Raw genomic sequence first — 25,527 nt, forward strand, 5'->3', positions numbered from 1 at the left:
CTGTCTCGACTGGAGAGGAACGAATGAAACAGACACCGTCGGTGGCGGACTACGTCGTGGTGGGGTCGGGTTCGGCGGGTGCCGCACTGGCCGAACGCCTCAGCGCCGACTCCCGGAACGCAGTGGTGGTTCTCGAGGCCGGCCCCGAGGACAAGAACAAATTCGCGCACATCCCCGCCGCCTTCTCGAAATTGTTCCGCAGCGAGGTGGACTGGGATTACCTCACCGAGCCGCAAGACACTCTCGGTGGCCGCGAAATTTATTGGCCGCGAGGAAAGATGCTCGGCGGATCCTCGTCGATGAACGCGATGATGTGGGTGCGTGGGTTCGCCGCCGACTACGACGAATGGGCGGAACTCGCCGACGAGTCATGGTCGTTCCGGGAGGTGCTCAAGCATTTTCGGCGCATCGAGAAAGTGGAAGGCGCCACCGAGGCCGACTGCGGCATCGAAGGTCCGATCAACGTGTGCCATCAGCGGAGCCCACGCGCACTGACAGGAGCGTTCCTCGACGCGGTTCGGGAAACCGGATATCCCGTGGAGCGTGCGAATACCGCACAGCCCGAGGGTTTCTCCCAGACGATGGTCACCCAGAAGCGTGGTGCGCGGTGGAGCACCGCCGACGCCTACCTCCGGCCCGCGATGAAACGCAAGAATCTCACCGTGGTGACCGAGGCACTGGCCACCCGCGTGTTGTTCGACGGAACCGCCGCGGTCGGGGTCGAATACGAGAAGGGCGGTGCACGCCACACCGTCCGGGCGGCGAAAGAGGTAATACTCGCCGGTGGGGCGATCAACACGCCGCAGCTGCTGATGCTGTCCGGTGTCGGTGACGAGCAGCAGCTGCGCGAGCACGGCATCCCCGTGCAGCACCACCTTCCCGAGGTCGGGAAGAACCTGGCGGATCACCTCGTCTCGTTCCTCGGTTACAGCGTGGACTCCGACTCGTTGTACGCGGCGGAGAAGATCCCCGAGCTGATCAACTACCTCACGCGCCGACGCGGCATGCTCACCTCCAATGTCGCGGAGGCATACGGGTTCGTGAGGAGCCGGGACGACTTGCCACTACCCGACCTCGAGATGATCTACGGCCCCGCACCGTTCTTCGACGAGGGGCTGATCCCCGCCACCGGCCACGCCGCCGTCATCGGCACCATTCTGGTGAAACCGGAGAGTCGCGGCACCATCACCCTGCGGTCTGCGGATCCTGCGGCAAAACCGATCATCGATCCCCGCTACCTCAGCGACCCCGAGGGCGCGGACCGGCGAGCCATGCTGGAAGGACTTCGCCTGTGCGATGCCCTCGCCTCGGCCCCGACGCTGAAGTCGAAGCTGGGCACACTGATTCGGCCCTCGGTCGAGCCGGATACTCCGCTCGAGGAAATACTGGAACGCGCCCTCGCCGAGAATGCGCACACGCTGTACCACCCGGTGGGTACCTGCCGGATGGGCAAGGACCCCGCCAGCGTCGTCACCCCGGACCTACGGGTGCGGGGAGTCGAACGCCTGCGCATCGCCGATGCGTCGATCATGCCCACGATCATCCGGGGCCACACACACGCACCCGCCGTGCTCATCGGGGAACGTGCCGCCGACCTCATAGGGCGCTAGCGCCCTGTGAGTGGTTAGCGAGTGCAGAGACTCGCTAACCACTCACGGGCGGCGGAGCCGCCTAGTACCGGCGGGCTGAGTGGAACGGCATCGAATCGAGCGGTGCCTGCTTCACCGGCTGGCCGGCGCTGGGGGCGTGGACCACCATGCCGTTTCCGGCGAACATCCCGACATGCGACGCCCCGTAGAACAGGACCAGATCGCCGGGCTGAAGATTTCCCTTGGCGACAGGTGCCCCGCCGTTCACCTGGTCGTAGGTGGTACGCGGGATCGAGACACCCGCCTGCTTGTATGCCCACTGCATCAATCCGGAGCAATCGAAAGCGTTCGGTCCGGTGGCGCCCCACACATACGGTGAGCCGATCTTCGACTGGGCGGCTGCCAGCGCCTGCGCACCGCGGGTGGAGGGCAGGGCCGGAGCCGGCGGCAAGGCTGGTAGCAGGTTCGATGGTGGAGCGGGGTTCGGTGCCGGCGCCTGCGGCGCGGGCGGCAGCGGCGGTACACCTGGTATGTCGAACGTCCCAATACCTGGGATAGTGATCGGCTCCGCTGCCGCTGGGGCAGCAGGGAGCACGAATGCTCCCAGCCCCACCGCGGTGGCTACCAGAACGCCACCGGTCGAAATCTGCAGACGATTGCCCCGACGCAATCTATGCTTGGCCATTGAGCTGAATCCTTCATTTTTTCGATGTCCGGCGACTTTCGTGCCGATCGGACGAGACGTTTCATAACATCGCGGTCACGGACTCAGCGGACAACGGCCGAATGGCCCATACACATACCTGTTTTCGGAAAACCACGTAGATCACAGGGCTATAACGAACAGACCGGTCGTGACGAAAGCGCAAAACAGGTATGTCCGCGGGTAATTCGGCCGTTACCGCCGGAACACCCGTCGGACACGCTGTGGAGCGTGTCACTGACCCAGAATTCAGAACCCGAGATCCTCGAGCCGCTCGCAGGTCCGAAGGCCCCGACCCTCACCGTGGTGGCGCAGGGTCCGCCCATCGTCTTCCTCCACGGCTGGGGCCTGACCCCGCGGGTGTATGGCCGCAGCCTCTCGACTCTCGTCCGACAGGGACATCGCGTCGTTACACCGACACTTCCCGGTTTCGGAGGGACTCCCGACCATCCGCCGCACGCGCGTAGCTTCGCGGGCTACGCCGCCTGGCTCGGACGGTTTCTCGACTCGGCGGGAATCGACGAGCCGGTGACCCTGGTCGGCCACTCCTTCGGCGGTGGCGTCGCGATTCAGACCGCCCACGACCTTCCCGAGCGGGTAGCACGAGTGGTTCTCGTCAACTCCGTCGGCGGCGGGGCATGGTCTGCCGGCGGTCAGGCAATTCGGCACATCGGTGAAAGACCATTGTGGGATTGGGGTGCATCGGCGCTGGGCGAGGCCCTGTCGATCCGGTCGATCGCCCACACGGCAGCATCGCTCGTCAACGGTTTCATCCCCAACACCGTGCGCGATCCAGGTGCGGTGTGGCGGACGGCACATCTGGCCCGGCGTGCGGACTTGCGGACCGAACTCAGAACCCTTGCGAACCGAGGACTGCCGGTGACGCTGTTGTGGGGCCTCGGTGACCGTACGATCCCGGTGGCCAGCTTGGAGTCGTTGAGGACCGCGCTCCGCAATCCACCGGTTCTCACGGTGGCGGGCGGTCACGGTTGGCTGATCCACGATCCCACCGCGTTCGCCGACGCGATAGGCCGGGCGCTCGACGCCATGTGAGTGGTCATCGCGCCCGCAACCGCGGTTGTCACACCACAGTGCGGCCCCCACCGGTCATCGATGGGGGCCGCACTCGGCAGTGAATACTCAGGTCACCGTCACGACGGCGGGGGCGCGGGAGTCGGAGGCTTGGGCGTCGGGAAATTCCCAGGGCCGGGACTGGGAGGTGGGCACAACTGGCAACCTCCGTCGCCGAGATCCTTGGGAGGCGGCTTGGGATTGGTGTCGTGACAGCTGACTCCCTTGCACGGGACAGCGGACGCCACGGCCACAGGGGGCGACGGCCGACATACCCTCACGGTTCGGGTTTGAGTGAGCAGTTCGAGGTCGCCCGACGTCGGCGCATGATGGCTCCGCGCTCGCAGGCGGCACGCTGGTCAGCGCCCGCATGATTGTTGCGTGGGACCATGGATTGGGTAGCGTTCGGTATCGACCCGCGACCGCGTGTCATTCGATCGGCTCTGCACATTTTGAACTGTGGGAGGTTCCCGTGGCTGGTGGTCTCGTCGCCCTGTTGGACGACGTCGCGGCACTCGCGAAAGTGGCTGCGGCATCCGTCGACGACATCGGAGCCGCGGCAGGCAAGGCCAGCATCAAGGCAGCGGGTGTGGTCGTCGACGACACCGCTGTCACCCCCCGCTACGTCCATGGGTTCTCCCCTAATCGCGAATTGCCGATAATCCGCAAGATCGCGATCGGGTCGATCCGCAACAAACTTCTGATCATCCTGCCGGTGGCGATGATCTTGAGTCAGTTCCTGCCGCAGGCACTGCCCTATCTGCTGATCGCCGGTGGTCTGTTCCTGTGCTTCGAGGGAGCTGAGAAGGTCTACGAAGCAGTCACCGGCGGGCACCACGGCGACGACGATGCGCCGGTAGTGCTGCAGGGTCCCGAACTCGAAAAGAGCATGGTCAGCGGCGCGATCCGCACCGACCTGATCCTGTCCGCCGAGATCATGGTGATCTCCCTGTCCTCCGTCGAGAGCGAACCGTTCGTCACTCGGCTGCTGGTGCTCATCGTCGTGGCGTTCCTCATCACCATCCTGGTCTATGGTGTGGTCGCCGTGATCGTGAAGATGGACGACGTGGGCTTGGCGCTCGCCCGACGCGAGTCGACGTTCAGTCAGCGGATCGGCCGAGGCCTCGTCGCCGCGATGCCGAAGGTGATGGCGGTGCTCACCGTGGTCGGGATCGCCGCGATGCTGTGGGTCGGCGGCCACATCCTGCTCGTCAACGTCGGCGAGGCAGGATTCCACTGGCCGGCCGATCGCCTCCACGATCTCGAACACTGGTTCAGCGACCTCGCGCACGGCGGTTTCGGTGGGGTTCTGTCCTGGACTTCCGGGACCGTGGTGTCTGCCCTCGTCGGGCTCGTTGTCGGCGCGATCGTCGTCCTGATCGTGCACCTGATTCCGAAGCGGAAGAAGAGCGTCTCGGCGCACTGACGCGTCCGGGCGATGGGATCAGGACTGTATGCCGCGTCCGGTCCCCATCTTCTGATCCGGCCCGGGAGCGGAATGACCGCCTGTTGAGCGGCACGCGATAGAGACCGCGATTCTTGCCGATGCGGCAAGAACCTTCGCCAGAATGGTCGCAGCTATTGCACTGTGTCGGTATGGAAGATTCCGGCGAGGTCATCGAGGTCGAGGCAGTATCGAGCGAGGCAGCCGAATGGGATGCGCGCTATAACGAGCGGGATCAAGTGTGGAGCGGCGAACCCAACGGTGCACTTGTCGACGAGATGACCGGCGCACCGCCCGGGCGCGCCCTCGACGTCGGCTGCGGTGAAGGCGCTGACGCCCTCTGGCTCGCCCGCCAAGGATGGGCAGTGACCGCGCTGGACGTTTCGCGAGTCGCGCTCGATCGGGCGGCGGCACATGCCGCCGACCAGAACACGGACATCACCTGGGTGTGCAGCGGCCTACTGGATGCCGATCTGCCCGCAGATGGTTTCGACCTGGTCTCAGCTCAGTACCCCGCCTTACGCAGCACAGCCGACCATTCCGCTGAACGAGCGTTGGCCTCCGCCGTCGCACCCGGCGGCATCTTGCTGGTTGTTCATCACGACATGCGCGACGGGGATGCGGCGCGCGAGCACGGCTTCGATCCCGATGATTGGGTCGCACCCGGTGATGTGGCGGCGCTGCTGGATACCAGCTGGCACATCGATGTGAATGAGGTGCGGGAGCGTTCGATCAGCGGCGGCGCGGGAGCGCACCACACCCACGACGTGGTCCTGCGCGCGCACAGACTGCCCCAACGCAGCCCTTCCGTCGGACGCAGGCAAGCCAGCGGTTCGCTCGGCGCTTACCCGGAACCACAGATGGGGACCGCGACGGCCACAGCTGCGCCCGCTTCACCGCTCGCTATGCGCGCACAACTCCACAATGGGAGCTGCTACTGGGATCATCGAGAGGCGCGGTGGGTCAACTCTCACGGCGGCATGGGCACGAGCCCTACTTCGGGCCCTGCCGGATAGCTATCGTTCAAAGCGAACCGTGCCTGCTGCGTCAGCTCGCGTGCGCGTGCGGATGTGAGGGGAGTTGGGCGAGCAGCTGCTCCCACTCGTCGAACCGGACGGCGTCAGCTGTGCGGCGATGAGGCGCGGATCCGGCGGCGAGGTCGACCAAGCTTCGGGCGGCACCGAGAACGGTCAGGTGATGGCGGCGGGAAACGTCGAGGAGTTCATCGAATGCCTGGGCATCGCTGCAGCGGCGCGCTGCGATCAGGATGCCCTTCGCGGTGGCGAGAAGCTCGCGACCGTCGGGACGCCGTCGGGGAATCAGGCGAGTGGGGCCGGCAACAGGAGTGAGGGAGAAGTCCGCGGTGTCCTCGATCATGTGACGTAGTCCTTTGCTCTCGTGCATCGGCCGGGATGCGCCGGTGTGCCGGCAACCAATCCCAAGCGGTCATAAAGTGTGAGTCATGTCACTACCGATGCCCGAATAGTTCTAGCACACGTCACGGCGGCTGCCACCTAGACAATTGTCCAATACCCTGCTCCGCGTCAGGCCGGGCACCCTCGACGTCGAGTCGGTCGGCCCTCTTCCACCGCCCTCCCGGTTCGACCAACACGCAAAAATAGATGTGGCGTGGATCACACTATCGAGGTGCGACCAGCTGCTGGATCTACCATTTACCTCGCACGAAACGCACTGGATGCGGGGCTCCGACGCAGTCGATACCAAGATTTTCTGATGCGATTGCGCACTTGCCATGCCATCAACGCCCGCGGAGACATCGGATCGGCGAGGCCGACCGCCACGCGAGCTCGCGCGGCGGTATCCCACGGCACGTTCCGGCGAGGCCCGGCCGGAGCGGAATACACTCCGACCGGGCCGACTCGGCTCAGGCACCGTCCTCAACCTCCCGAATTCGCATCGGACGCTCACAATTCCCCGAGGCGGCGGCCCTTCGCATCCGCCCCGGACACCACACGGAACGAGACAGGGATCCATGGCTGCAACGTCTGCGACGGTGCGGGTTGCCCGGCCGGCCCTGCCCTCAGATCCGCGGTCGCCGATCGCACTCTTCGTTCTCGTGGCCGCACGGTGGAGAAAATCTCAGGCCTGCAGCCATCGGAAGGTACTGCGGTGGAACACGATCGGCTCCACGTCCGGTTGCACCCGCACCTCGTTAATTTTCAACAGCACGACCGCATGATCGCCGGCGGGCACCTGCTCCGACACTGTCGTGTCGAGCCACACGGAGGCACCACCGACGAATACCGCCCCGCCGTCGCTGGTTTCCGTGGTGAGTCCTTCGAACCGGTCGCCGGTCTTCGCGGCCAGTACCCGCGCCGCGGTGTCGTGCACCTCCCCCAGCACGCTGATTCCAATGCGCGCCAATCCGGCCAGCTTGGGCCACGTCGAAGAGGTGTTCTGCACGCAGAACGCAACGAGAGGCGGATCCAACGACACCGGCACGAAGGTGCTCGCCGCCATCCCGACCCGCTCACCGTCGACCTCTGCGCACACCGCCACCACACCACTGGGCACGTGCGAGAACGCCTCCCGCAACGAACCTGGGTCCAGCGTTACCGTCCCGCTCATCACAACTCCGTCCGTGCCGTTGCCGCCGCGGTGAGCACCGGACCCCAACGCTCGGCGTACTCGGCGATTCGCGAATCGGTGGTGTAGGTGGTGTCGGCGAGGTACAGCCCCGGCGCCGGCGTTGTTGCGCCGAGCTCCACCAATACCGGCTTCAACAGCAGCTCAGGTGCGAGCGAGTGCGCCGGGCCCGCGCCGAGCATCACCGGGACCGCGACCACGCCCCGCAGTCCTTCGGCTGTCGCGAACTGGTCGAGGAAGAGCTTGAGCACTCCCGTATAGGTGGCCTTGAAGGTCGGACTTGCGACCACCACCAGGTCCGACTCTGCCACCGTCTCGACCGCTTGCGCGACCTTGTCGTCACCCCAGCCGAGCAGCCCGGGACCCAACTCGATGACGTCGACGACCGAGTCCACGGGGGAACCCGTCACCGCCGTCGCCACCAACGTCGCCGCGTCCAGCGTGCGCGAACCCGCCTTGGGATTGCCCGCGACTACCGTTACCTTCATCGTTCCCTCGCCTCTCATGTGCTGTCGGTGCCACGATAGAACAGCCAAGTGTTCATAGTCGAATATGATTGACTGCCAGCCTCTTTCGATCGCAGTTAATTCGGATCACGTCGAATCGAACGCTTCCGTTCACTGATGGTCGGGCTTACACTGCCGACCCGTGAGTACTTATCAACAACGGGTAGTTAAGAAGTACTCACAGGAGGCGGAGCCTCAGTTCGCGGCGCCGTACCCGGGTCACCGCGCCGCCGCTCAACGTGGGAGCCGATCCGACGAGAAGCGCCGTGTACGGGTGCTGGGGGTCGGAGATCACCTGATGGGTGGGACCGTCCTCGACGATGTTGCCGCGGTACAGCACGACGATCCGGTCGACCAGCGCCGCGACCGCCCCCAGATCGTGCGAGATGAACAGCTGAGCGAGCTGCCGCGAGTGCCCGAGTTCGGTGAGCAGTTTCAGGATTTGAATACGGTTGACCGAGTCGAGGGCGCTGACTGGTTCGTCGAGCAGCAGCAGCGCCGGATCGAGGACGAGGGCCCTCGCGATCGCGATCCGCTGGCGCTGCCCACCCGACAGGTCTGCGGGAATACGCGCCGCGATGTCGGCGTCGAGTCCGACACTGCCCAGTACCGCTGCCACTCGCGACCGCACCACGCTGCGGTCGAGTCCGCCGCGCACGAGCAGTCCCTCGGCGATCGACTCCCCCACGGGGATGTCCGGATCGAGGCTCAGCAGCGGATCCTGGAACACGTACTGCACGGTCCCCGTGCGGCGGTGCGCCCTGCGGTGCGCCGCGGACAGGTCGTCGACGCGCTGCCCGCGGATCTCGACCGATCCGGACGTCGGGGTGATCAGACCGAGAATCGTGCGAGCCAGTGTCGTTTTCCCGGAACCGCTCTCACCGATGAGTCCCACCTTCTCGCCGGCATCGATGGTCAGGTCGACTCCGTGCAGAATCTGCTTGCGGGCCGCGCGGGGTCCGAGCTCCACCCGGACGCCGGTCATGCGCAGCAACGACTCAGACACGAGCCGCCTCCTTTCCGATGACCGACTCGAGCCCGTAGTCCCGGTGGTTCTCGACGAGTTGGCGGGTGTACTCGTGTCGGGGCGCGGTGAGCAGGTCCCCTGCTCGCCCGGACTCGACGACGGCGCCGTCCCGCATCACGATCACGTTGTCGCAGACCTGAGCCACCACGGCGAGGTCGTGCGAGACGAGGACGAGCGCGAGACCCAGTTCGTTGCGCAGGTCCTCGAGGAGGTCGAGCACCTCGGCCTGAACGGTGACGTCCAGGGCGGTGGTCGCCTCGTCGGCGATCAGGAGTTCCGGTTCCGCGGACACCGCGATCGCGATGAGCACCCGCTGGAGCATTCCCCCGGACAGTTCGTGCGGGTACTGGCGGTACACGGTGTCGGCGTCGTTCAGCCCCATTTTCCGGAACAGTTCGACGCCGCGCCGCCGGGCGTCCGCGCGGGCCAGGCCGAGGGTCGACCGGAGCGCCTCGGCCAGTTGTTCACCGACCCGGATGGACGGGTTCAGATAGGACGCCGGGTCCTGGAACACCGCGGAGATGCGGGTTCCGCGCAGTGGCCGCCAGTGTTTGCGACCGAGGTCGGTGAGTTCGATGCCGTCGAAGTCGATCGAGCCGACGGTGACGTCGATTCCGCCGGGCAGGATTCCGAGGATGGCGCGGCAGGTCAGCGACTTGCCGCTGCCCGATTCGCCGACGATCCCGAGGGCTTCGCCGCGCGCGAGGGAGAAGTCGACGCCGTGGACCAGTTCGGTTCCGTCGTCGAGTGCGATGCGCAGGTCGCTCACGGTGAGCACCGGCCTGTCGGGGCGCGTGTTTGCGGTTGCCGACGTGGCATCCAATGTGTCAGTGGACATCCGAGGTGACCTCCTGTTTCCTGCGGGCGCGGCGTTGGGGTTGCCCCGTTGCATCCCGCAGCGCGTCGGCGATCGCGTTGAGCGCCCACACGGTCGCCACGATCAACAGGGCGGGGACGACGGGGCCGAACGGAACCTGGTAGAGGTACTGCAGTCCGCTGGCGAGGAGTCCGCCCCAGGTCGGGTCGGGTGGGACGACCCCGATCCCGAGGAACGTCAGCGAAGACACGATGACGAGGCTGGCTCCGGTCATCGCCGCGAACGTCACCCCCACTGGCGGCAGCACCTTGCGCACCGCGTGACGACGGATGATCCAGGACGTGTCGGCCCCCATCAGTTCGGCGGCCTCGACGTACTGGGAGTTGGCCACGGTCAGTGCCGCGGCACGCGTGACCCGGTAGAACGCGGGTGCGATGAGGATGCCGACCGCGAACATCGCCTGAGCGAGCCCGTTTCCGAGCAGCGCGGTCATCGCGACGGCGAACACGAGGAACGGCAGCGTGATGAGCGCATCCATCAACCGGAGGGTGAACCATTCCACGCCGCGCCCGAGGTACACCGACAGGAAGCCCGGGATCACGCCGAGGAGGAATCCGACGACGACGCATTGCAGTGCGGACAGCACCGACACGGTCGAACCTGCCAGCAGCCGGCTGAACACGTCCCGCCCGACGTTGTCCGTCCCGAGCCAGTGAGTTCCGCTCGGACCCTGCAGGATTGCCGACGTGTCCTGCTCGAGCGGGTCGAAGGGCGCGAGGGCGGGCCCGAAAACCGCGAGCACCACTATCAGCCCGAGGACGAGCACCGCAGCGCGAGCGGTGTGATAGCGCAGGATTGCTGTGAGCATGGGATTTCAGTCTCTCCGCTTGGTTGCCGGCTGCAACGCGCTCTGCGCGATGTTGACGACGATGTTGCAGAACAGCACGAACACGATCGCCACGACAAGCGTTCCCTGGACGATGGGAACGTCTCCGCGCAGCGCGGAGTCCGCGGCGAGGCGACCGAAGCCGGGCATGGAGAACATGGTCTCCATCACGACGGCGCCGCCGATGAGTGTGGGGATCTTCATCCCCAGGATGGACAGCGCGGGACCGCTGCCGTTACGCAGTGTGTGCACGAACAGGATCCGGGACGGACCGATGCCCCGAACCACCGCGCCGGTGACGTAGTTCTGGTCCAGCTCCGCGACCAATCCGGTGCGGAGTTGTCGCGCGATGTCGGCGACGACGTCCATGCTCAACGCGATCGCGGGCATGATGATCAGCGACAGCCAGCGACCGAAGTCCTCGTCCGGCGGGACGTACCCGGCCGACGGCAGCCAGTGCAACCCGACGCTGAGGACGAGGATCAGTCCAATCGAGATGACGAACGGCGGCAGTGTGGAGGCCACCGACGTGTAGGCGGTGATCAGCCGGTCGAGCAGGCTGCCTTTGTACACGGCGGCGAGTATTCCGAGTCCGACGCCGAAGGCGAGTCCGATGACCAGAGCCACACCCGCGATCGAGGCGCTGACGGCCAGCCGCTCGCCGATCAACTCGCTGACCGGGATCTTGCTGAACCACGAGACGCCCAAGTCGCCGCTCAGCATGCTCGACATCCAGTCGACATACTGCTGCCAGACCGGTTTGTCCAGCCCGAATTCGGCGTTGATGCGGGCGATCGTCTCCGGGGTCGCGGCGTCGCCGGCAATCCCGGCGGCCGGATTCAGCCCGCTGGCCGCGCCGAGCAGGAAGGTGATCAGGGTGGAGAACAGGAAGACCGGGACCACGATCAGCACGGTGCTCAGCACGACCCGCAACGCCGTGCCGAGCGCACCCGCCGGCACCGGGAGAGCGAATGTTCTCCCGGTGCCGGCGGTCTGGACGTCTGCTGTGGTCACGAGACCGTGACGCCTTCCCACCGCACCTGGGACGGCAGGATGTTCAGGTTCTTCAGGTCCGGGTTGGACACGATGATCCACGGATTGCTGAAGATGTAGTTGGTCGGCGACTGCTCGACACCGACCTTGACGGCCTGCCACAGCCGCGGCTTGTACTCCGGGTCCTCGAGAGGTGTGCGACGCACGGCGTCGAGCGCGGCGATGAACTCCGGCGACGCGTGGGGGCCGCTGAGGTTCATGATGCCTTCCGGACCGTAGACGGCAAGCAGGTTCTGCACCGGGGATTCACGCCCGATGGTGCCGTCCGTCGCCAGCTGCGGGTTCTTCGCGATGTAGACCTCGCTCTGCCACGTCGACGATCCCGGCGGCACCACCTTGATGGTGGATTCGACGCCGATCTTCTTCAGCTGCGACTGCACCAGTTCCGCCCGGTTGGTGGCCGCCGACTGCGCGGTGATCTCGATCGACAACTGCCCGGGACCGTATCCCGCCTCGGTGAGGAGACGAGATGCCCTGTCGGGATCGTAGTTCCAGAGCTTCTCGATCTCGGGGTTGAAAGCGAGGTACCCGCTGGGGAACGGCTGGCTCGTCGTGCTGCCCAACCCGTTCGTGATGACGTCGACGAACGCCTGCCGGTTGAATGCGTAGCGGAATGCCTCGACGACCTTCGAATTGTCGAACGGGGCCTTGTTGAGGTTGATGGAGACGTCGTTCGCGGCCAGCGAGGGCTTTACGGTCACATCGAGACCTGCGGCCTCGGCTTCCTTGGCCTGCAAGGCCGGTAGCGTCGCGAAGTCGATGGAGCCGGACTGGACACCGGCGACGAGAGTGGCCGGGTCCGGGGCGACGCTGAGTTCGAAGTGGTCGATGTGGATGTTGTCGGCGTCCCAATAGTTCGGGTTCTTCTCGAAGTACGCGTGGTCCTCGGCGACGAAGTCGGTGATCGTGAAGGGGCCGGCGCCGACCGGCCACACACTGAGCTTCTGCGGGTCGGCGGCCGCGGTCGGGCTGGCGATGGCCCCGGTACGCCCGGCGACCAGGTAGGGGATCTGGTAGTCGGCGTCGGCCAGGTGCAGTGTGACGTCGGTTGTGCTGTCGGCCGTGACCTCGGTGACGCCGGCGAGCTGATCGCGGAGGAACGAGTCGTCCTGGGACTTGCCGCGATCGAAGAATGCCTTCACCGACTGGGCGTCGAGAGTGGTCCCGTCGGTGAACGTCAGACCGTCACGCAGGGTGAAGGTCACGGCGGTGCCGTCGGCGTTGTATTTCCAGCTCTCGGCGAGCGAAGCCTCGACGTTGCCCTCGGCGTCGAGCCGGGTCAGCGAGGCGTACGCGAGGCTGATCGTGTTGATGTCGTTTCCGGTGCGGCTCGTCACCGGATCCCAGGAGGTGGGGAGGTTGAACGCCCACTTGACCTCGTCGCCGTCCGAGCTGCTGCCGCCGCCGCACGCGGTGGCAACGAGCCCGACGATCACTCCGAGTATTACGGCGCCGACGATCCGCCGGCTCTTCTTGCTCACTGGGTGCTCCTGACCATGCAAAGGGGGTGGTGATTCAGACGCTCGCGGACAGCGATGCGGTGGTGCCGGGCAGCGGGGCGGGGTCGATTTCCTCACGCCGCGCGCGGGTGTAGCGGTTCTCCGGGAAAGGCAGGCCCAGGTTGCCGCGCAACGTGTTCTGCTCGTAGTCCTCCCGGACGACCCCGCGTTCACGCAGGATCGGCAGCACCTCGTCGACGAAGCGCTGGAACTGTGCCGGGTGGCCGATGTGGATGTTGATGCCGTCGAGGGCGTGGCCGTCCAGCCAGCGCTGTAGTTCGTTCGCGACGGTCTCGGCGCTGCCCGTGAACGGTGACGTCTTCGGTGCGCTCAGCGCCTCGACGGTCTGCCGCAGTGTCAGCCCCCGATCGGCGGCGAGGTCGGCGATCTTCTTGGCCTGCGTATAGAAGCTGCGCTCGGCGTGCTGCAGTGCCTCGGCAGGGAACTGCGCGTCGAGGTCGTACTGCCGGAAGTCGTGCCAGCCGAAGGGCCGGCCCAGTTCCCGGAGGGATTTTCCGAAGTCGTTGTCCGCCAACTGGGTCACGCGTTCGATCTCGCGCGCGTCGGCGTCGGTGTCGCCCACGGTGACGCTGACTCCCGGCAGGATCACGATGTCCTCGGGAGCGCGCCGGTAAGCTGCCGCGCGGGTCTTTATGTCGGCGTAGAACGCCGCTCCCGCCTCGAAACTAGGCGCGTGCGTGAAGATCCCGTCGGCGATACGCGCCCCGAGGTCGCGGCCCTGGTCGGAGTCGCCGGCCTGGAAGATCACCGGCTGCCCCTGCCGCGAGCGTTGGATGTTGAGCGGGCCCACCACCGAGAAGTGCTCACCCCGGTGGTCGAGGGTGTGCAGCTTGTCCGGGTCCAGGAAGCGGCGGGCCTCCCGGTCGCGCGGAAACGCGTCGTCCTCGTAGGAGTCCCACAGAGCCTTGACGACCTCGACGTGTTCGAGGGCCCGACCATAGCGGGTGGCGTAGTCGTAATGCTCCTCGAGACCGTAGTTTCCGGCGGTACCCGAGTCGCCACTGGTGACCACGTTCCAGCCGGCGCGGCCGCGGCTGATCAGGTCGAGGGACGCGAACCGTCGCGCGAGGTTGAACGGCTGGTTGAACGACGTGGTCAGCGTGCCGACGAGCCCGATGTGCTCGGTGGCCACCGCGAGCGCCGAGAGCAGCGTCAACGGCTCGAGCCGGTTCAGGTAGTGCGGGGGCGAGTCCGGGGTGATGAACTGGCTGTCGACGATGAACACGAGATCGAACCGCGCCTGTTCGGCCAGCCGGGCGTACCGGATGTACCAGTCGATGTCGACGCTCGCGTCGGCGGGAATCTCCGGGTCCAGCCAGGTGTACGGGTGCCCGGGCCCACCCGTGGGGGTGAGGACAGCTCCCAATTTCAGTTGCCGTCTCGTCATGTTCTCGCTCCTTCGTCGTTCGCCGTGAGGCACCTGCCTCGGCACGCCGCGTTGAAGTGTATGGAGCAAACAGACGCGTGCAGAGTATTAAATTCTCGATGTTTCAAAACATATTTCGTATGTCCCGCAGGGCTGTCGAACAAAGTCCGATCAGTCGAAGAACTCGCGCGACGACTCCGCGACGGCCACCGCGACGACGTCGGCGAGTTGCCCGATCAGGTCCGGGTCGTCGGGCAATTGGGTGGCCGACAGGCGTAGGAGTTGGCGTGCGGGCGCCTGCACGAACGAGCGGGATCCGGCCCCCACCGAGATGCCCTGCCGCGCCAACGCGACGAGGGCCGCGGTCTCGTCCGACACCGTCACCCACACGACCAGACTGTGCGGACCCGCGAAAGCCTCTATGCCACGGTCGATCAGCGCCCCCAGCAGCGACGTGCGTCTGGCGGCGTAGCGCTCGTGCGCCGCCGTGACCGCGTGCTCGGCGTCGGCGCTGCCGATCAGATGGGCGAGGGTGTTCTGCAGGATCCGGCTGTTCGAGCCGACTCCGTGGCTGCGCACCTTCATGGCCTTCTCGATCAGTTCGCGGGACCCGCCGAGAACGGAGGTCCGCACGTCGATCCCGTATGCCTTGCAGTAGCTGCGGATCCGGACGACACGCTGCGGCAGTACCGATCCCAGAGAGGGAGGCTGCTGCGGTTCGAGCGGTCCGATCGAGTCGTCCTCGACGACCCACACAGCCGGATGCCGCCGCAACACCTCGGTGAGTTCACTCCTGCGCCGCGCGCTGACCGCATGGTCGACGGCGAACGGCGCACCGGGCTGGAACACGAAGGCCACCGCGCCGGCGGTCAGGGCCGCATCGAGAGCGTCCGGCCGAGGGCCGTCGCGGTCGGCGCCGACCCCGACCGCATCCAACCCCAGGTCGCGGAGGGTGTCGAGAACACCCGGGCCCAGGGGCTCGTCGACGGCCACCATCGAACCGGGTGGGGCCGCCGCCTCCACGGCCAGCAACAGCGCCTCGGTGCCGCCGCCCGCCGTGGCCCAGGCCTCCGGTTCGAACGGCCAACCCGGAGCCACGGCATTCCTCAACCGCTCGGTCATCAGTTCGCGGCCGAACACATTCAGCGTCTCGGCATCCAGACTGGACAACAAAGCGTCGGACAGGGAGGGCTGCAGCGCCAGGTCCGGTGCATTCTGCGCCAGGTCGACACCACGCCAGTCGGGTATGCCACGCTCGGGCACGCTGTCGAGCGGCGGAAGAACAACGGTGCCGCCGCGGCGGCGGGTCTGCACGAACCCCTGTTCCTGCAACCGGCCCCACGCGTTGACGATCGCACCGACACTGAGATCGGTCGATTTCGCGAGTGCGCGGACGGTCGGCAGGCGATCGCCGGGGCCGAGCTCACCCGACTTGATGAGGTCGGCGACGGCATCGGCCAGTTCCGCGGTGCGGCCGTCGATCTTGTCGAGCAACCACTCCGGAGCAATCGTCTCCGACTCCAGCACCGCTGACATCCACACCCCTTCGATCGACAACCACTACCGGCACCGCGCCGCGGGGGTCACGGTCACTGCGCGAGTGCCCCGGCCGGTTCGCGGAGGATGATATCGGGCGTCCCGGGCAGGCGGAGACGCTCGAGGAACTGCACGACCTCAGCGGCGACCGACCGGTGGGACACGTCGTTGAGGATGTCGTGCAGCCCCTCGTGAACGACGACGACCCGGGCGCAGGGCAACGCGGACGTGACAGCCAGGACGTCCGCTGCCGGGCTCAGAACGTCGGCGCCTCCGTGCACGACGAGGACCGGAACCTGCACGTGGGTCAGCGAATCAGCCGTGGCCACCGGCGTCTCCGCATCGAGCGTTCCCCGCTCGAGAGCGTCGGCCGACGACAGGACCCCTCTATGCACGGGACACGCGGAGCGGATCTCGAGTTCGCCGTCCCACTCTCCGGTGAAGGCCTCGGCGCCCGCGACGAGAAGACCGGCGGCCACCACCCCGGACACGGCCGGATGCGTCGCGGCCAGGTCGAGGGCGGTCAGAGCGCCACTATCCGACCCGACGACGGTGAGTGGGAGTTCGGTCTCGGCATCGGCGATCGCCCGAGCAGTCGCCGCGGGATCGTTCTCCACCACCGCGACACGGTAGCCATCGAAGGCGATCCGGCGGGCGAACCGGCGGTACACGTGAGCACGCTCACCGCGGCCGGCGACAACGATCACCGAGCCACGCACAGTCGCTTCGGGTTCCAGCCAGTCGATGTCCACTGATTACCTCATTCGGGGGTTGTTCGCAGGATTGACTGCGTCACCCTGACCCACACGCGCGAGGTCGAACAAGACTAAAGCTCGAGCAGAACAAAACGCGTGCCTTCTCGCCGCGCTTCGTGTTTTGTTCCGAACATATTCGTTTTGCTCTGCCATTCACCCGCTTTTGCCATTCATCCGCTTTGCAGTTCACTCAGGCCCAATCAGAAGTATCGACGAAGGGACAGGCACACCGATGCCCGAGACCACAGGGTTCGCGACCCGGCAGGTCCGCACCGGCTATCAACCCGGAACGCCGCAGAACACCGCGATCCCCCCGATCTACCAATCGGTTGCCTACGATTTCGGCAGCTTCGAACAGGCGCGGGACATCTTCTCCCTACGGCGGAAGGGAAACCTGTACAGCCGCACCGGGAATCCCACCCAGGCCGTGTTCGAGCAGCGTCTCGCCGATCTCGACGGCGGAGTCGCCGCCCTGGCCACGGGGTCCGGGCAGGCCGCTGTCGCGGTCGCACTCCTCACCCTTGCCAAGTCCGGAGAGCACATCGTCGCGGCCCGGCAGCTGTACGGGGGAACCGTCGATCTCCTCACCGACACCTTCGCGGACTTCGGGATCGAGGTCACGCTCGTCGATCAGGACGACCTCGACGCCTGGCGTGCGGCCGCGCGCCCCGAGACAAGGGCCTTCTTCGCCGAAACGATCGGCAACCCCGTCGCCTCCGTGCTCGACGTCCGGGCGGTGGCCGACATCGCGCACCAGGCGGGGGTCCCGCTGATCGTCGACAACACGATCGCCACCCCATATCTGCTCCGCCCGAAGGACTTCGGCGCCGACATCACCGTGTACTCGGCCACCAAGTTCATCGGCGGGCACGGCACTTCGCTGGGTGGTGTGATCGTGGACCTCGGCACATTCGACTTCGGTGCGGAACCGCAGCGGTGGACCCAGTTCACCGAGCCGTACCCGCGCATCGGCGACCTCGTGCTGTGGGAGGAGTTCGGCCGCGAGCGGAGCGCGTATCTGGTCTACGCGAAGACGAAGCTCGTCCACGATCTCGGTCCCGCACTGTCCCCGTTCAATTCGTTCCAGCTGCTTCAGGGGTTGGAGACGCTGGACTTGCGGCTGGAACGGCAAGTCGGCTCGGCACTGGCGATCGCACAATTTCTCGACGGTCATCCCGCGGTCTCCAAGGTCAACTACCCCGGATTGCCGGACAACCGGTGGCACGACGCCGCCCAGCGGTACCTGCCGCGCGGCGCCGGCTCGGTCTTCTCCTTCGATCTCGCCGTCGACGACTCGAAGGTGGCGAAGTTCATCGACTCGCTGCAGTTGTTCGCCATCGTCGCCAACATCGGCGACGCGCGGTCGCTGGTAGTGCACCCCGCCACCACCACGCACAGTCACCTCGACGACACGCAACTCCGCGACGCCGGATTCGGCTACCGCACCGTCCGATTGTCGATCGGACTGGAAAACCTGGAAGACCTCGTCGACGATCTGCGTGTTTCGCTCGACGCCATCACGGAGGAATGACATGCACTTCGGCTACTGGACGCCCATCTACGGCGGCTTCCTGCGCAACCTCGGCGACGAAGGGATGCCCGCCACCTGGGACTACGTCAAGAAGCTCTCACAGCTCGCCGATCGTCTCGGATACAACACCACCCTCGTGCCGGAGCTCTATCTCAACGACCGCAAGGGCGTCGACGCGCCCAGTCTCGAGGCGTGGTCGCTGTCGTCGGCGATCCTCGCGGTCACCGAACACCTCCGGGTGATGACGGCGGTGCGACCCGGATTCCACCTGCCGGCGGTCACCGCGAAGGAATCGGCGACGATCACCGACATCGCCGGAACAACCGATGCCGGTGGGGCACGGTTCGCGCTCAACGTCGTCGCCGCGTGGTGGGAGGAGGAAGCCCGGCAGTACGGCGGCGCCTTCACCCGGCACGACGACCGATACCGGCAGGCCGGCGAATTCGTCGACGTTCTCCGTGGGCTCTGGGAGCAGACCCCGTTCACCTACCAGGGCGAGCACTTCAGCGTGCGCGACTCGATCTTGTCGCCGAAGCCCGGAATCCATCCCCCGGTCTTCGCCGGCGGTGAGAGCGAGAGCGGCCGCGAATCAATCGCGACCTTCGCAGACTCGTACGTGCTACACGGCGGCACCGTCGACGAGGTGCGGTCGAAGATCGCGGACATGAACGCGCGGTCGCAGCGAATCCACCAGCGGGACATGGCCGAATTCGGCATGTCCACATACATCATCGTGCGCGACACCGAAGCCGAGGCCCGCGCCGAACTCGAACGCATCACCACGGTCGACCCCCATTCGCCCGGGTACGCGTCGTTCGAGGAGTTCGTGAAGAACTCCGAACTCGACGTCGAGCTGTCCAAGCGCGAATACTCCGTCGGCACGCGCGGTCTGCGACCCGACCTCGTCGGCACCCCCGAACAAGTCGCCGAAAAGATCCGCGCCTACCAGGACGCCGGTCTGACACTCCTGCTCATCCAGTGCTCCCCCGCGCACGAGGAGCTCGAGCGCATCGCCGAGCAGGTGTTTCCGCTGGTCCCCACCCGTGAGTACTTGTTAACAACGGGCGGTTAATAAGTACTCACGGGGGGACGCCCTTGACCGCACTACTCGCCGCGAGTAAGGATGAAGATGTTCTGTGCGCGGCGATTTCATTCCCGGAGAGAGGAATTCACACCCCCAGGACCAATGGCGGCGCACCCGTTACATACGGCCGCACGAGGGCCGCGCGCGCAGCGCGAGGGGATGTGTCATGGCAGACATCGAGGTCGACTATTGCGTCGTAGGCGCCGGATTCGCCGGACTGACGGCGGCACTGCGTTTGAAACAGGCCGGACAATCGGTCGCGCTCGTGGAGGCGCGTGACCGGATCGGCGGCCGGACGTTCACCGAGGTCCGCGAGGACGGTTCGTGGATCGATCGGGGCGGTGCGTGGATCGGGCCGGGACAGGACCGGATCTACGCCCTGATGGACGAATTCGGCGTCAAGAGTTACAAGCAGTACACCGACGGCGAGGCGATGATGGTCGTCGACGGCAAGCAGTACCGGTACAAGGGCACGATTCCCCTGACGATGAGTCCCTGGGCGGCCGCGAATCTCGGGGCCGTGTTCGTCGAACTCGGCGAGATGTGCAAGACGATCCCGCTCGACGCGCCGTGGGAGGCGAAGAAGGCAGCGAAGTGGGACTCGATCAGCCTCGCCAAATGGCTCGGCGACAACACGCTGTCCACACCCGCCCACGACCTTCTCGAGACCGCCATCGCCGGCTGCTACACGTCCGCGGCGTCCGAGGTGTCGATGCTGTTCGTCCTGTACCAGATGGCATCCGGCGGCGGTCCGAGTTTCGTCCTCGGTGTGAAGGACGCCGCCGAGGACGCGCGGCCGGTCGGCGGAATGGGTGCCGTCTATCGTCCGATGGCAACCGAGATCGGCAACGCGCTCCACCTGTCACAACCCGTCCGGGACATCGCGCAGGACCGCGACGGCGTGACCGTCCGCTCCGCGGATCTGGCTGTGCGGGCTCGGAGGGCGATCGTCGCGGTACCCCTGGCGATCGCGAGCCAGATCGTCTACGAACCGCTGCTGCCGATGGATCGGTCCTTCCTGCACCAGCGAATGCCGAGCGGTGCGGTCATGAAGATCGCCGTCCTCTACGACGAACCCTTCTGGCGCGCCGCCGGACTGTCGGGGCAGTCGGCGGCACCCGACTCCCCCGCGACGATCACCATCGACGCCAGTACCGACACGGGACGTCCCGGTGTTCTGTGCGTCATCGTCGAGGGACCGATCGCCCGCAAGCTGGGGACGCTGCCGGAAGCGGAACGGAGGAAGGCGGTGCTCGCGGAGTTGACCGCAAGGTTCGGAAATAAGGCAGCCTCCCCCGTCGACTACATCGAGCAGAACTGGAGCGTCGAGCGGTACTCCGGCGGCGGCATGCTCAGTCATGCGCCGACGGGAGTGCTCACCCAATTCGGGCACGCCCTCCGCAAGCCCTGCGGCCGCATTCACTGGGCCGGCACGGAAAGTTCGTCCGTGATGTGTGGCTGGATCGACGGAGCCGTCCGGTCCGGTGAACACGCCGCACGGGAGGTCACCGAACGCGACCGCGCGCCGTCCCCCGCCCGACCTCAGTAGTAGACGGCCCCCGGAACACCGCCACCGACGGCGACCGCGTCGCCGGTGATCCCGACGCTGCGCGGTGACGCGAGGAAGGTGACGACGTCGGCAACCTCGCTCGCGTCGATCAACCGGTGGATCGAGTTGGTGGCCAGCCGCGACTCCAGCTCGGCCACCGGCACACCTTCGTCCTCGGACTGCTTGGCCAGTCGGTCTACGAGACGTTCCGTCCGCGTCAGTCCCGGATGCACCACGGTGACGTTGACGCCGTGCGGTCCGAGTTCGTCGGCGAGGTTCTTCGTCAGCGCCGACACACCGACATTTCGCACGGTCTGGGCGATGGAGTTGGCCTGGCGTGCACCGAGTCCGCTGATGTTGATGATCCGCCCCCACCCCTGTTCCACGAGGTGCGGTGCCACCGCCCGGGCGGTCCGCAGGTACCCGAGCACCTTGATTTCGAGTTCGCCGCGCACCACGTCGTCGGTGGTGGACGCGAAGTCGCTCGGCTTGCCCGCACTCCACGGGGTTGCGGCGGCGTTCACGAGGATGTCGACACCACCGAGTTCGTCCACCGTTCGCTGCACGAGGGCGCGCACCGAGTCGTCGTCACCGGTGTCGGTGGGAACCCCGATCACCCGCCGCCCGGTCTCCTGCGACAGTGTCTTCGCCGCCAACTCCAGCGTCTCGACACTCCTGGCCGCGAGCACCACGTCGACCCCCTCCGACGCGAGACTGCGCGCGATCGCGAGACCGATTCCGCGGCTGCCGCCAATTGCGCTTCGCGCCCGTGAGTGGTTGACGAGTCCAGAGACTCGTTAACCACTCACGGGCGGCGAAGCCGCCTACAGCTGGATCGACTTGACCTCGAGGAACTCTTCGAAGCCGAGTACACCGGCTTCACGCCCGATACCCGACTGCTTGTACCCACCGAACGGGGCGTTGGTGTTGAAGGCGCCGCCGTTCACCTCGACCTGGCCGGCCCGTAGCCGCCGGGCGACGCGATCGGCACGATCCTTGTCGCCGGACCAGACGCCACCGGCGAGCCCGTACTCGGTGGCGTTGGCGATCCGGACCGCGTCCTCCTCGTCCTGGTACCCGATGATGGAGAGCACAGGTCCGAAGATCTCTTCGCGGGCGATCGTCATGTCTTCGGTGACCCCGGAGAAGATGGTAGGGCCGACGAAATAGCCCTTCTCCTGACCGGTTTCGCGTCCGTCGAGGACAGGCTCGGCACCCTCGGCGATTCCCTGCTCGATGTAGCTTCGGACGCGTTTGAGCTGATTCGAATTGACCAGCGGCCCGAGGACCGACGTAGCCGCGGTCGGGTCGCCGACGGCATAATTCTGGGCGGCCTGCGCAGCGATCGCGGCCGCCTCGTCCACCTTGTCGGCCGGGACGAGCATGCGCGTGAGGGCCGAACACGTTTGACCCGAGTTCAAATAGCACTTGCCCACCCCGTCGGTGACGGCCTTGGTGAGGTCCGCGTCGTCGAGGATGACGTTGGCCGACTTGCCGCCCAGCTCGAGCGCCACCTTCTTCACCGTCTCGGCTGCGACGACGGCGACGCGCTTACCGGCGCGGGTGGAGCCGGTGAAGGAGACCATGTCTACCTCGGGGTGTCCGGCGATTGCCTCCCCGACCACGGGACCGTACCCGCTGACGAGGTTGAACACGCCGGCCGGCAGACCGACCTCGTGGAAGATGTCAGTGAGGGCGTAGGTGATGAGGGGCGCCACCTCGGTCGGCTTGAGCACCACGGTGCAACCCGCGGCGAGGGCGCCACCGACCTTCAGGACCACCTGATGGAGGGGGAAGTTCCACGGGGTGATGGCACCGACCACGCCGATCGGCTCCCGCACGATCAGCGAATTCCCGACCTCCTGGGCGTCGAAGTTGTAGTTTGCGGCCAGTTCGGCGAAGGCCGAGAGGTTCGCCAATGGCATCCCGATCTGCACGGGCTTCGCTAACCGCACAGGCATCCCCATGTCGCTCGACACCAGGGCGGCGAGTTCGTCGACTCGCTCCTTCACGAGACCGGCCGCTTTGCGCAGGTACTGGCCGCGCTCTTCGCCGCTGAGCGCCGACCACGCGGGAAACGCGGCGCGGGCGGCCTCGGCGGCGCGGTCGACGTCCTCTGCGGTGCCGTCCGCGACCACAGCGATGACCTCTTCGGTGGCGGGGTTGACGACGTCGATACGCCCCGTCCCCTGCGAATCGACCCACGCTCCGTCGATGTAGATCTTGCTGCGGTCCAGAACTTCGGTCATCGGTCAGCCTCCATCGATATCGGGTTGTGCCACTGCCTCGACCCTACGGCGGCCCCGCCGAACGACGCCGGAAAAGGTATGCCCGAAACCCGTCTGAAAGCCCACCGATGGGGTAAAACGGAATCAGACGCCCCGGTGCGTCCTGCTCCGGGGCAGGATGCAGAGAATGGAGGGCGGAGGGATGTTCGAAATCATTCGCGAAGTCCATTCCGAGGTGCAGCACCAGCGGGGACCGCGCCATCACCATCACCACCTGAGTCGGGCCGAGCTCACGGCAAAGGTCCTTCAGCATTGGTGCCGCTGACACCCGCGACCCGGATGAGCACGCCCCCGGCGTGGAGGTTCCGCTGCGCCGGGTGACGCCCACTTCTCGTGTCAGCCACTGTTCGATCATGGGATCGACGTCGCAGTCGGTGGCGCGCCACCTCTTAGGGGCGCGCCACCGTTTACGTCACAGTTCGAATTCCGCCGGAGCAATCCCGACGGCGAAACAGGCGTCGCGCACCACATTTCGCTCGTGCTGGTCGAAGTTGCCGTCCGCGCCGCCGATGACGATGCCGATCTGAATCACGGCCCGCGCCTGATCCTGCTTGGACTTCAACTTCGCGATGGTGGCGGTGGCTTCGATTTTGCCGAACTCGAAGTCCGACTGCAGCTTGCTGCAGTACCACTCGAACTTCTGACGCAGCTCATCCGAGGGAAAGACACTGAGCGCTTCGTTGCTGGTGATCAGCGTCGCAGTCTTCTGTCGTTCCGACGGGTCGATCGTGCCGTCAGCCGCGGCGATGAGCGCGCACATAGCCATGCTGGCGTTGGCGAACTCCTTGTTCTGGAACTGTGCCGTTTTCGTCTTGAGCTGGCCGTTCATTTCGAACGCCTTTGCCTTCAGCTGATCCCAGAAAGCCATGGGTCTCCTTTGTCCTCGCCACGCACTGTGCGTGTGCTGTCCACTTTGCCTGGTTTCGGTTCACAGCGTCGGCCGCAGCGACTGCAGGCTGCCCACGGGCACGTGGATCCAGCCCTCGCGGCGGGCGATCCTGCGGTCCGCGTCGTCAGGCATCTCCGTGCGTCCCACGGCCGCCGCGCGCGCGATCACAGCGGACAGGACGGCGTCGAGGGCGTCGTCCGAGGTGCGGCAGAGTGGTTCGTGCGCCCCGAGGTCCATCCACGGCGCCGAGGTGAGAAGCGTGTCGACCAACTCTCCCAGGGTCACCCGATTCGCAGACCGCTTGTAGCCGCGCGAGAGCAGTCCCCACCGCCGCAGGGCAGCGGCGGGATACACCTCCACTGCCCGGCCTTCGACGCGGTCGACGTCGGCGCCGAGGTCGCCGAGTTCGGCGAGAATTCCGGCGCAGCGCAGTGCCACGTGCGCGATGAGGTCAGCGGAGACACTGAGCGGTGCGATGCCGGTGGCAGCCTGGACGACGAGGTCGGTCCGACGTTTCGTCAGGGGTCGCCGGCCGGCGCGGTGTGACAGTTCTTCGGTGGCCGCCATCCTGCCGGCATGATGTGCGGACACCATCTGCACGAAGGCGTCGGGCCAGCCGAAAGGTGCATCGATTCCCGCCCGGTCGCTGTCGAGGATTGCGGCGGTGATGGCGTCGTTGCGTACGCCCAGGATCACCGATTCGACGCGGGCCCCGCCTTCCGACCACTCGACGGCGGCCATGGCCGTCCTGTTCGGTTCGGCGGCGAGATCGACGCCCACGGTGCGCATCGCCCCAGGCTAGCCGTCCCAGCCGAGTCGGCTCGAGTGGTTTCTGGGTGTGCCGGGTGCCGGAAGTCGATACTGTCGTATGGATCCGCGCACGAACTTCGCCGGAGAAGGGATGCCACACATGTCCAGTTTCCCGGGCTTGGCCCACATCGCGATCACGGTCTCCGACCTGCCGACCAGCACCGCTTGGTACAGCGCGTTGTTCGATTCGGCACCCGTCCTCGACGAGGACGAGGAATCGGGCACCTTCCATCACACCGTGTTCGCTCTGGACGGTGGGATGCTGTTCGGCTTACACGCGCACACCGGCGGCAGTTCCGGAAGCACATTCGACGAACGGCAGGTGGGGCTCGACCACGTGGCGTTCCAGTGTTCCGATCTGGTGGTGTGGCGGGATCGCCTGGACGCCCTCGGCATCGAGCACGGAGGCATCAAGACCGCCCACTACGGATCCGGTATCTCGTTCCGCGATCCCGACAACATCGCGCTGGAGTTCTTCGCACCGGCGTAGGTCTGG

At 66.3% G+C, this 25,527-nt stretch carries 24 protein-coding genes; 8 read left to right on the top strand and 16 right to left on the bottom strand.

Features of this window, described 5'->3' with window-relative positions; all coding sequences use genetic code 11:
• Window positions 1-23: 23 nt before the first annotated feature.
• Window positions 24-1,610, top strand: a complete 1,587-nt coding sequence (locus JQT59_RS28720; RefSeq protein WP_213572933.1) for a GMC family oxidoreductase — start codon at window positions 24-26, stop codon at window positions 1,608-1,610.
• A gap of 61 nt (window positions 1,611-1,671) precedes the next feature.
• Here the strand turns inward: JQT59_RS28720 and JQT59_RS28725 are convergent, their stop codons facing one another.
• A complete protein-coding gene (locus tag JQT59_RS28725; protein WP_213572934.1) occupies window positions 1,672-2,274 on the bottom strand; it encodes a C40 family peptidase in 603 nt (200 codons plus the stop codon).
• A gap of 249 nt (window positions 2,275-2,523) precedes the next feature.
• Here JQT59_RS28725 and JQT59_RS28730 point away from each other — a divergent pair, with 249 nt between their 5' ends.
• The 3 genes from JQT59_RS28730 (at window position 2,524) to JQT59_RS28740 (ending at window position 5,823) form a co-directional block, all read left to right on the top strand.
• Window positions 2,524-3,345 (top strand): alpha/beta fold hydrolase, encoded by an 822-nt coding sequence (locus JQT59_RS28730; RefSeq protein ID WP_213572935.1) that lies wholly within the window; start codon window positions 2,524-2,526, stop codon window positions 3,343-3,345.
• 490 nt (window positions 3,346-3,835) lie between these two features.
• Complete coding sequence (locus JQT59_RS28735; protein ID WP_213572936.1) at window positions 3,836-4,789, top strand: DUF808 domain-containing protein; 954 nt, start codon at window positions 3,836-3,838, stop codon at window positions 4,787-4,789.
• 170 nt (window positions 4,790-4,959) lie between these two features.
• Entirely contained in the window at window positions 4,960-5,823 is an 864-nt protein-coding gene (locus JQT59_RS28740; protein WP_213572937.1) for a class I SAM-dependent methyltransferase, read from the top strand.
• A 31-nt stretch (window positions 5,824-5,854) separates the two neighbouring features.
• Here the strand turns inward: JQT59_RS28740 and JQT59_RS28745 are convergent, their stop codons facing one another.
• The 11 genes from JQT59_RS28745 to JQT59_RS28795 all read right to left on the bottom strand — a co-directional run bounded on the left by JQT59_RS28745 (window position 5,855) and on the right by JQT59_RS28795 (window position 16,877).
• Window positions 5,855-6,184 carry an ANTAR domain-containing protein gene (locus tag JQT59_RS28745; RefSeq protein WP_109328269.1) on the bottom strand — a complete coding sequence of 110 codons (330 nt, stop codon included), beginning with the start codon at window positions 6,182-6,184 and terminating at the stop codon, window positions 5,855-5,857.
• Between the two features lie 723 nt (window positions 6,185-6,907).
• Entirely contained in the window at window positions 6,908-7,396 is a 489-nt protein-coding gene (locus JQT59_RS28750) for a flavin reductase family protein (protein ID WP_213572938.1), read from the bottom strand.
• Window positions 7,396-7,902 carry an NADPH-dependent FMN reductase gene (locus JQT59_RS28755; RefSeq protein WP_213572939.1) on the bottom strand — a complete coding sequence of 169 codons (507 nt, stop codon included), beginning with the start codon at window positions 7,900-7,902 and terminating at the stop codon, window positions 7,396-7,398. Before JQT59_RS28755 ends, JQT59_RS28750 begins: the two co-directional genes overlap by 1 nt.
• 196 nt (window positions 7,903-8,098) lie before the next feature.
• Window positions 8,099-8,926 carry an ABC transporter ATP-binding protein gene (locus JQT59_RS28760; RefSeq protein WP_213572940.1) on the bottom strand — a complete coding sequence of 276 codons (828 nt, stop codon included), beginning with the start codon at window positions 8,924-8,926 and terminating at the stop codon, window positions 8,099-8,101.
• Complete coding sequence (locus JQT59_RS28765; RefSeq protein WP_213572941.1) at window positions 8,919-9,785, bottom strand: ABC transporter ATP-binding protein; 867 nt, start codon at window positions 9,783-9,785, stop codon at window positions 8,919-8,921. The genes JQT59_RS28760 and JQT59_RS28765 overlap by 8 nt, the downstream gene beginning before the upstream one ends.
• Complete coding sequence (locus JQT59_RS28770; protein ID WP_213572942.1) at window positions 9,775-10,632, bottom strand: ABC transporter permease; 858 nt, start codon at window positions 10,630-10,632, stop codon at window positions 9,775-9,777. Before JQT59_RS28770 ends, JQT59_RS28765 begins: the two co-directional genes overlap by 11 nt.
• Window positions 10,633-10,638: 6 nt before the next feature.
• Window positions 10,639-11,664, bottom strand: a complete 1,026-nt coding sequence (locus JQT59_RS28775; RefSeq protein WP_213572943.1) for an ABC transporter permease — start codon at window positions 11,662-11,664, stop codon at window positions 10,639-10,641.
• On the bottom strand, window positions 11,661-13,184 hold the full coding sequence (locus tag JQT59_RS28780; RefSeq protein WP_213572944.1) for an ABC transporter substrate-binding protein: 1,524 nt from the start codon (window positions 13,182-13,184) through the stop codon (window positions 11,661-11,663). Before JQT59_RS28780 ends, JQT59_RS28775 begins: the two co-directional genes overlap by 4 nt.
• A 34-nt stretch (window positions 13,185-13,218) precedes the next feature.
• Window positions 13,219-14,610, bottom strand: coding sequence for an LLM class flavin-dependent oxidoreductase (locus JQT59_RS28785; RefSeq protein ID WP_213572945.1), 1,392 nt, complete (start codon window positions 14,608-14,610; stop codon window positions 13,219-13,221).
• Between the two features lie 150 nt (window positions 14,611-14,760).
• Window positions 14,761-16,125 (bottom strand): aminotransferase class I/II-fold pyridoxal phosphate-dependent enzyme, encoded by a 1,365-nt coding sequence (locus JQT59_RS28790; RefSeq protein WP_213572946.1) that lies wholly within the window; start codon window positions 16,123-16,125, stop codon window positions 14,761-14,763.
• A gap of 53 nt (window positions 16,126-16,178) precedes the next feature.
• Window positions 16,179-16,877, bottom strand: a complete 699-nt coding sequence (locus JQT59_RS28795; protein WP_213572947.1) for an alpha/beta hydrolase — start codon at window positions 16,875-16,877, stop codon at window positions 16,179-16,181.
• Window positions 16,878-17,112: 235 nt separating this feature from the next.
• On the opposite strand from JQT59_RS28795, the gene JQT59_RS28800 reads away from it, so the two are divergent.
• From JQT59_RS28800 to JQT59_RS28810, 3 genes are all read left to right on the top strand, one after another.
• Window positions 17,113-18,411, top strand: a complete 1,299-nt coding sequence (locus JQT59_RS28800) for an O-acetylhomoserine aminocarboxypropyltransferase/cysteine synthase family protein (protein ID WP_213572948.1) — start codon at window positions 17,113-17,115, stop codon at window positions 18,409-18,411.
• Between the two features lies 1 nt (window position 18,412).
• A complete protein-coding gene (locus tag JQT59_RS28805; RefSeq protein WP_213572949.1) occupies window positions 18,413-19,483 on the top strand; it encodes an LLM class flavin-dependent oxidoreductase in 1,071 nt (356 codons plus the stop codon).
• A gap of 178 nt (window positions 19,484-19,661) precedes the next feature.
• A complete protein-coding gene (locus JQT59_RS28810) occupies window positions 19,662-21,044 on the top strand; it encodes a flavin monoamine oxidase family protein (RefSeq protein WP_213572950.1) in 1,383 nt (460 codons plus the stop codon).
• On the opposite strand, the gene JQT59_RS28815 is transcribed toward JQT59_RS28810, so the two are convergent.
• The 4 genes from JQT59_RS28815 to JQT59_RS28830 form a co-directional block, all read right to left on the bottom strand.
• The gene (locus JQT59_RS28815) at window positions 21,038-21,799 is read right to left on the bottom strand and encodes an SDR family NAD(P)-dependent oxidoreductase (RefSeq protein ID WP_213578182.1); all 762 of its coding nucleotides are present in this window, start codon (window positions 21,797-21,799) and stop codon (window positions 21,038-21,040) included. The two genes, JQT59_RS28810 and JQT59_RS28815, sit on opposite strands and share 7 nt — an antisense overlap.
• Before the next feature lie 69 nt (window positions 21,800-21,868).
• Window positions 21,869-23,293 (bottom strand): aldehyde dehydrogenase family protein, encoded by a 1,425-nt coding sequence (locus JQT59_RS28820; protein ID WP_213572951.1) that lies wholly within the window; start codon window positions 23,291-23,293, stop codon window positions 21,869-21,871.
• A 451-nt stretch (window positions 23,294-23,744) separates the two neighbouring features.
• Window positions 23,745-24,200, bottom strand: a complete 456-nt coding sequence (locus tag JQT59_RS28825; protein ID WP_159920810.1) for a tellurite resistance TerB family protein — start codon at window positions 24,198-24,200, stop codon at window positions 23,745-23,747.
• Window positions 24,201-24,260: 60 nt separating this feature from the next.
• Window positions 24,261-25,010, bottom strand: a complete 750-nt coding sequence (locus JQT59_RS28830; RefSeq protein ID WP_213572952.1) for a DUF429 domain-containing protein — start codon at window positions 25,008-25,010, stop codon at window positions 24,261-24,263.
• Window positions 25,011-25,131: 121 nt separating this feature from the next.
• On the opposite strand from JQT59_RS28830, the gene JQT59_RS28835 reads away from it, so the two are divergent.
• A complete protein-coding gene (locus JQT59_RS28835) occupies window positions 25,132-25,521 on the top strand; it encodes a VOC family protein (RefSeq protein ID WP_213572953.1) in 390 nt (129 codons plus the stop codon).
• The last annotated feature ends 6 nt before the right edge of the window (window positions 25,522-25,527 follow it).

The organism is Rhodococcus sp. USK13 (assembly GCF_018343855.1).
In the GTDB taxonomy this organism is placed as follows: domain Bacteria; phylum Actinomycetota; class Actinomycetes; order Mycobacteriales; family Mycobacteriaceae; genus Rhodococcus_F; species Rhodococcus_F oxybenzonivorans.